This window comes from Dietzia sp. E1 (assembly GCF_014145015.1).
Lineage (GTDB): Bacteria > Actinomycetota > Actinomycetes > Mycobacteriales > Mycobacteriaceae > Dietzia > Dietzia cinnamea_A.
Genome location: NZ_JAALDU010000228.1, coordinates 1 through 6,200, shown reverse-complemented (window position 1 = coordinate 6,200; position 6,200 = coordinate 1). Strand labels below are relative to the sequence as shown.

Sequence of the window (6,200 nt, the reverse complement as noted above, 5' to 3'; positions counted from 1 at the left end):
GGCCAGCAGCGGCTGGAGCAGAGTGGTCGAGGCCGGGATCGGGATGAAGTAGTCCGAGAGGGGCCGGGCCACCTCGTCGCCCTCCTCGGCGATCACGATGGTCCGCGCGCCGCGGGCCCGGATCTCCTGGATGTTGCTCACCAGCTTGGAGTGGAGGACCCCGCGACCCTCGACCGGCGGCATCACGATGAAGACCGGCATACCCTCTTCGATGAGGGCGATCGGACCGTGCTTGAGCTCCCCTGCCGGGAACCCCTCGGCGTGCATGTACGCCAGCTCCTTGAGCTTGAGCGCGCCCTCCAGTGCCGTCGGGTACCCCACGTGGCGGCCGAGGAACAGCACCGACTTGGAGCCGGCGAGCTCGCGGGCGATCCCCCGGACCGGACCCAGGGAGTCGACGACCTTCTGGATGTCCTCGGGCATGCGTTCGAGCTGACGGAACTCGGCCGCCACCTCGTCCGGGTACTTGGTGCCGCGAGCCTGCGCGAGCGCGAGACCGACCAGGTAGTTGGCCGTGATCTGCGCGAGGTACGCCTTGGTGGAGGCGACACCGATCTCCGGCCCGGCATGCGTGTACAGGACGGCGTCGGCCTCCCGAGGGATCTGCGAACCGTTGGTGTTGCACACCGCCAGGACACGGGCCTTCTGGGCCTTGGCGTGACGGACCGCCTCGAGGGTGTCCGCGGTCTCGCCGGACTGCGAGATGGCCACCACGAGCGTGGAACGGTCCAGGACCGGGTCGCGATAGCGGAACTCCGAGGCGATCTCGACCTCGCATGGGAGCCGGGTCCAGTGCTCGATCGCGTACTTGGCGACCATGCCCGAGTGGTAGGCACTGCCGCAGGCCACGATGAACACCTTGTCGATGTCGCGCAGGTCCTGATCGCTCATCCGCTGCTCGTCCAGCACGATGCGACCGTCCTGGAAGTGACCGAGCAGGGTGTCGGCGACCGCCCCCGGCTGCTCGGCGATCTCCTTGAGCATGAAGTAGTCGTAGCCGCCCTTCTCGGCGGCGGCCAGATCCCAGTCGATGTAGAAGGGACGCCCCTCGGAGGGCTCACCGGCGAAGTCGGTGATCTCGTACGAGTCCGCGCGCAGGACCACGACGTTGTCCTGACCCAGCTCGATGGCGTCACGGGTGTGCTCGATGAACGCCGCGACGTCGGACCCCAGGAACATCTCACCCTCGCCGACACCCAGCACGAGCGGGGTCGAGCGCCGCGCGGCCACGAGGACGTCCGGGTGGGCGGCATGGCTGAAGACCAGAGTGAAGGCGCCCTCGAGGCGACGGAGCACCGTGCGGCACGCGGCCACGAAGTCCCCGCCACTGGCACCCGACTCCATCTCCCGACGCAACAGGTGGGCCGCGACCTCCGAGTCGGTGTCCGACTCGAGCTCGACGCCCGCGGCCTCGAGCTCGGCGCGGAGCGGAGCGAAGTTCTCGATGATGCCGTTGTGCACGATCGCGACATCGCCGGAGACGTGCGGGTGGGCGTTGCGGTCACTCGGACGGCCGTGCGTCGCCCACCGGGTGTGACCGATGCCGGTCGAGCCCGGGAAGCCGCCCTCACCCGCGGCCGCGAGCGCGGCCTCGAGGTTGGCGAGCTTGCCTTCCTTCTTCTCGACCCGGGAGGCCCCCGAGCCGTCGAGCACGGCGACGCCCGCCGAGTCGTAGCCGCGGTACTCCATCCGCCGCAGGGCCTCGACGACGACTGGGAGGGCGGGGCGATGCCCGACATAACCGACGATTCCGCACATGGGCGCTAAGTGTAACCGCGAGGTCCGACAGCCCAGGCACCCTTCGCGCTCGTGAGGCGATACTGTGGCCATCGTGGCCAAGAAGACCAAGGAACTGCACGCCAGGGTGGGCCGACGCGGACCCCACGCCGTCGACAGGGGTGACCTCGGGTTCACCGGCACCCCCGGCGTCGTCTACGTCCCGCGCGACGCCCCGTCTCCCGCGCCCGTCGTGGGATGGGCCCACGACTGGACCCGGGGGCCGCATCACTACGTCGACACCCTCAAGCACCTCGCGTCGTGGGGATTCGTCGTGGTGGCTCCGGCCACCGATCTCGGGTTGCGCCCGAACCACCAGCACTACGCGGACCACCTGTCCGCGGCGATCGAGGACACCCTCGAGGCCACCCTCGGTCGAGGGTCGGTCCGCGCGGATCCGCGGCGTATCGGCCTGGCCGGACACGGCCTCGGCGCGGGCGTGTCCGCGCTTCTGGCCTCCCAGCGCACCGACATCGACGCCGTCGCGATGGTCTTCCCCACCGAGACGGTCCCGTCGGCCGCGGACCGGGCGATGACGATCGACTCCCCCGCACTGCTGCTGTCCGCCGGCGGCGGTGTCCACGCCGAGGACGCGCGGGCTCTACACCTCGCGTGGCGGGGCGATCTCGTGCACCGGCGACTGGACAAGGCGATCGAGGGCGGGTTGGTCGAGCGCAACGCGCTGATCGAGCGGATCGGCCTGGCGGACCCCGACCGCCGCACGCATCGGACCGTGCGGCCGCTGCTGGCCGGCTACCTGCTTGCCACGCTCGCCGGTGACGACACCTATGCCGCGTTCGCGGACCCCGGGGTCGGGTTCAAGGACGCGGTCCCCGTGACGGACGAGATGCTGGAGGAGCCGGGGGACGACCCGCTGGCCACCACCCCGCCGTTGCTCAAGCTGTTCAAGTCCTTCACCGGCGGCTGAGCGGGTCAGACGGCGACGACGACGCCCGCGAGCCGCTCGGCGACCTCGCGGGCCAGGTCCGCGTCCTCGGCCTCGACCATGACGCGGACCAGGTGCTCGGTCCCCGAGGGGCGCAGCAGGACGCGGCCGGTGGCGCCGAGCCGCAGCTCCTCGGCGGCGACCGCGTCGCCGACCGCCGGGGACGCCACGACGGCGGCCTTGTCCTCGACCGGCACGTTGATGAGGATCTGGGGCAGCACCGTCATCACGGAGGCCAGCTCGGCGAGCGACCTGCCCGTCTCGGCCATCCGCGCCATGATGCGCAGCCCGGTGAGGACGCCGTCCCCGGTGGTCGCGTGCGCGGGCAGGACGAGGTGACCGGACTGCTCGCCGCCGAGGCTGTACCCGCCCTCGCGGAGGCGCTCGAGGACGTACCGGTCGCCGACCTTGGTCTCGGTCACCTCGATGCCGGCTTCCCGCATCGCCACTTTGAGACCGAGGTTGCTCATGATGGTCGCGACGAGAGCGTTACCCGCGAGCTCGCCGGCGTCCCTCATGGCCAGTGCCAGGATCGCCATAATCTGGTCCCCGTCGACGACCTCGCCGCTCGAGTCCACCGCGAGGCAGCGGTCGGCGTCCCCGTCGTGGGCGAGACCGAGGTCGGCGCCGTGCTCGAGGACCGCGGCACGGACGTCGTCGAGGTGGGTGGAACCGCAATTGTCGTTGATGTTGTAGCCGTCGGGGCTGGCGTGGATCTCGATCACCGTCGCACCCGCCTCTCGGTAGGCGCGCGGTGCGGCCACGCTGGCGGCGCCGTTGGCGCAGTCGACGACGACACGGAGCCCGTCCAGCCGGGCCGGCGTGGCGCTGAGCAGATGGCCGACGTAGCTGTCCAGGGCGTCCCCGGGGGTCGCACGTGAGATCCGGCCGATCGCCGACCCGGTCGGCCCGGTGATGGCGCCCTCGGTGAGCGCGGCCTCGATCCGGTCCTCGACCTCGTCACCGAGCTTGTGCCCGCCCGCGGCGAAGAACTTGATGCCGTTGTCCGGCATGGCGTTGTGCGAGGCGGAGATGACGGCGCCGAGCGCGGCGTCATGACGGTCCGTCAGGTGGGCCACAGCCGGGGTCGGCACCTCACCGACCAGCATGACGTCGACGCCCTGACTGGCCAGCCCCGCCGCGAGCGCGGCCTCCAGCATCTCTCCCGAGACGCGCGGGTCACGACCCACGACCGCCAGCGGGCGCGCGCCCGCACGGTCGGGCACGGGCCCGGTCTCGGTGGCGAGGACCGCGGCGGCCGCCGCACCGAGCCGGACCGCGAGGTCAACGGTAAGGGTCCGGTTGGCGAGCCCACGGACCCCATCGGTGCCGAACAGTCGCGTCATGTCGTGTAGTCCTCCGGGGTCGTGTGGTCGCCGTCGCGGGGCGGATCGGGAACGCCCGGGTCAGGATAACCCCGCCCGGTCGCGCACTCGGCAAATGGACCAGAGCAGGCCCCCGCGTCGCGGGAACCTGCTCTGGTGTCGTGATCCTGGCGGATCAGCGCTTCGAGTACTGCGGGGCCTTACGGGCCTTCTTGAGGCCGGCCTTCTTGCGCTCGACCGCGCGGGCGTCACGCGTCAGGAAGCCCGCCTTCTTGAGCGCCGGGCGATCGTCCGGCGAGTACTGGGTCAGCGCTCGGGCGATGGCCAGACGCAGCGCGCCGGCCTGACCCGAGGGGCCGCCACCGTGGAGCAGCGCCACGATGTCGAACTGCTCCTCGCGCTCGACCAGCACGAGCGGCGACTTGACGAGCTGCTGGTGCACCTTGTTCGGGAAGTAGTCCTCGAGGGACCGCCCGTTGAGGGTGAACTGGCCGGAGCCGGGCAGCAGGCGGACGCGGGCGACGGCCTCCTTGCGGCGGCCGACGGCCTGGGCCGGGCCGGAGGAGACGACGGGAGCGAACTGGGCGTCGGCGTCGGCGACGAAGTCGGTGCCACCGGCGTAGTCGGCCTCGCTGTAGTCCTCGGCGACCTCGGCGGCGAGATCCGCCACCACGTCGTCGGCGACCTCGGCCTCGGGGGTGATGTTCTCGTCGGTCACTGGGCCACCTGCTTGATCTCGAAGGGCACGGGCTGCTGGGCGGCGTGCGGGTGATCGGGACCCGCGTACACCTTGAGCTTGGAGGCGACGGCACGACCGAGCTTGTTGCTCGGCAGCATGCCCTTGACGGCCTTCTCGACGACGCGGTCGGGGCGCGTGTCCATGGCCTTGCCCAGGGTCTGCGACTTCAGCCCACCGGGGAAACCGGAGTGGCGGTGCTGCACCACGCGGTCACGCTTGTTGGACGAGATCGCGACCTTGTCGGCGTTGATGATGATGACGAAGTCGCCGGTGTCGGCGTTCGGGGCGAACTGCGGCTTGTGCTTGCCACGGAGGATGTTGGCGACCTGGACGGCGAGTCGACCGAGCACCACGTCGGTGGCGTCGATGACATACCAGGCGCGCGTCACGTCCCCGGGCTTGGGGGTGTACGTGGACACAGGCAATACCTCTGTCTGTCTAGTGGGCTGCCGGCCGGCAGGCGCCCTCCCCCTCGTACGGCGGCCGGTGGTGACCCGTGCGAGGCGGTCCACCGTCTCCGATGAAGGAGACGACATGGACGCCGACGGTCAACAGTACCGTCCGACGGGCGCCCACTCCAAGTCGCCGATCACGACGGAGCGACCCATCGGTTAGACTCTCCCCGGTTCCCGCCCTCGTAGCTCAGTGGATAGAGCACGGCTCTCCTAAAGCCGGTGTCGGAGGTTCGATTCCTCTCGGGGGCACCATTGGTGGCCCGGGCCGCGTCAGCGTCCCGGGCCCGGCGGGACGTCAGCGCCTGAGTGTGGCCGAGAAGGCGCTCGTCAGCGCGAGGATCGGCAGTCCGATGAACAAGTGCACGATCGCGGCCGCGAGCCCGTCGAGGAACGGCACGGTCACCAGCAGCGGCAACGCCACGGCCGCCACGATGAGCAGCCCCACCGTCCAGGAGTAGAACTGCTGGGGATTGGCGGTGCCGATCAGTAGCAGATACCAGAGCAGCCCGGCGAGGATCGCCGCGACGGCGCCGTAGACGGCGTACATCGTCGGGGTGTTCCCGCCGTTGGCCCACTGGTGGCCGAAGCGGGAGAACACGGCGTCCACAACCCAGGCGATCAGCCACCCCGCGATGGCCGCGACCAGTGCGGTGGCGGCCACGCTGCCGACGAATTTCCCCACGTCGATCGCGGGCCCGCGGCGGGGTTGGCGGGGTTCCACATAGCCGTCGTCGTAGCCGCCCTCGGCGCCGTAGCCGTCGTCGTAGGCGGGGTCATACGCCCGGTCGCCGCTCATCCGCGAGTAGGCACGCGAGTCGGGCTGCTGCCCCATGCGTCGGGTGTGGTCGTCCTGTCCGGGATACATCTCTACCGCCTCCGAATCGGTGTGGTGCCCACCGAGGGTAGTCCCTCGGCGGGCACGACGAGGCCCGCCCGACCGTCCGGCGACGGTCGGGCGG

At 70.8% G+C, this 6,200-nt stretch carries 6 protein-coding genes and 1 tRNA gene; 2 read left to right on the top strand and 5 right to left on the bottom strand.

All coding sequences use genetic code 11. The annotated features are described in order from the left end of the window. The coding region (gene glmS, locus G6030_RS08655) for a glutamine--fructose-6-phosphate transaminase (isomerizing) (RefSeq protein WP_182642852.1) at positions 1–1,758 on the bottom strand (1,758 nt) is incomplete at its 3' end. A gap of 73 nt (positions 1,759–1,831) precedes the next feature. Between glmS and G6030_RS08650 the strand changes: the two genes are divergently transcribed. After that, positions 1,832–2,704 (top strand): dienelactone hydrolase family protein, encoded by an 873-nt coding sequence (locus G6030_RS08650; RefSeq protein WP_043566378.1) that lies wholly within the window; start codon positions 1,832–1,834, stop codon positions 2,702–2,704. A 5-nt stretch (positions 2,705–2,709) separates the two neighbouring features. On the opposite strand, the gene glmM is transcribed toward G6030_RS08650, so the two are convergent. The 3 genes from glmM to rplM form a co-directional block, all read right to left on the bottom strand. Next, on the bottom strand, positions 2,710–4,068 hold the full coding sequence (glmM, locus tag G6030_RS08645) for a phosphoglucosamine mutase (RefSeq protein ID WP_061230062.1): 1,359 nt from the start codon (positions 4,066–4,068) through the stop codon (positions 2,710–2,712). A 154-nt stretch (positions 4,069–4,222) separates the two neighbouring features. Then, positions 4,223–4,765: a 30S ribosomal protein S9 gene (gene rpsI, locus G6030_RS16735; protein ID WP_007627423.1), complete on the bottom strand. Its 543-nt coding sequence runs from the start codon at positions 4,763–4,765 to the stop codon at positions 4,223–4,225. After that, a complete protein-coding gene (gene rplM, locus G6030_RS08635) occupies positions 4,762–5,205 on the bottom strand; it encodes a 50S ribosomal protein L13 (RefSeq protein ID WP_007627425.1) in 444 nt (147 codons plus the stop codon). Before rplM ends, rpsI begins: the two co-directional genes overlap by 4 nt. 212 nt (positions 5,206–5,417) lie before the next feature. Here rplM and G6030_RS08630 point away from each other — a divergent pair. Further along, positions 5,418–5,493 (top strand) — tRNA-Arg (locus tag G6030_RS08630). 43 nt (positions 5,494–5,536) lie between these two features. On the opposite strand, the gene G6030_RS08625 is transcribed toward G6030_RS08630, so the two are convergent. Then, entirely contained in the window at positions 5,537–6,106 is a 570-nt protein-coding gene (locus G6030_RS08625; protein ID WP_007627427.1) for a hypothetical protein, read from the bottom strand. Positions 6,107–6,200 lie beyond the last annotated feature (94 nt).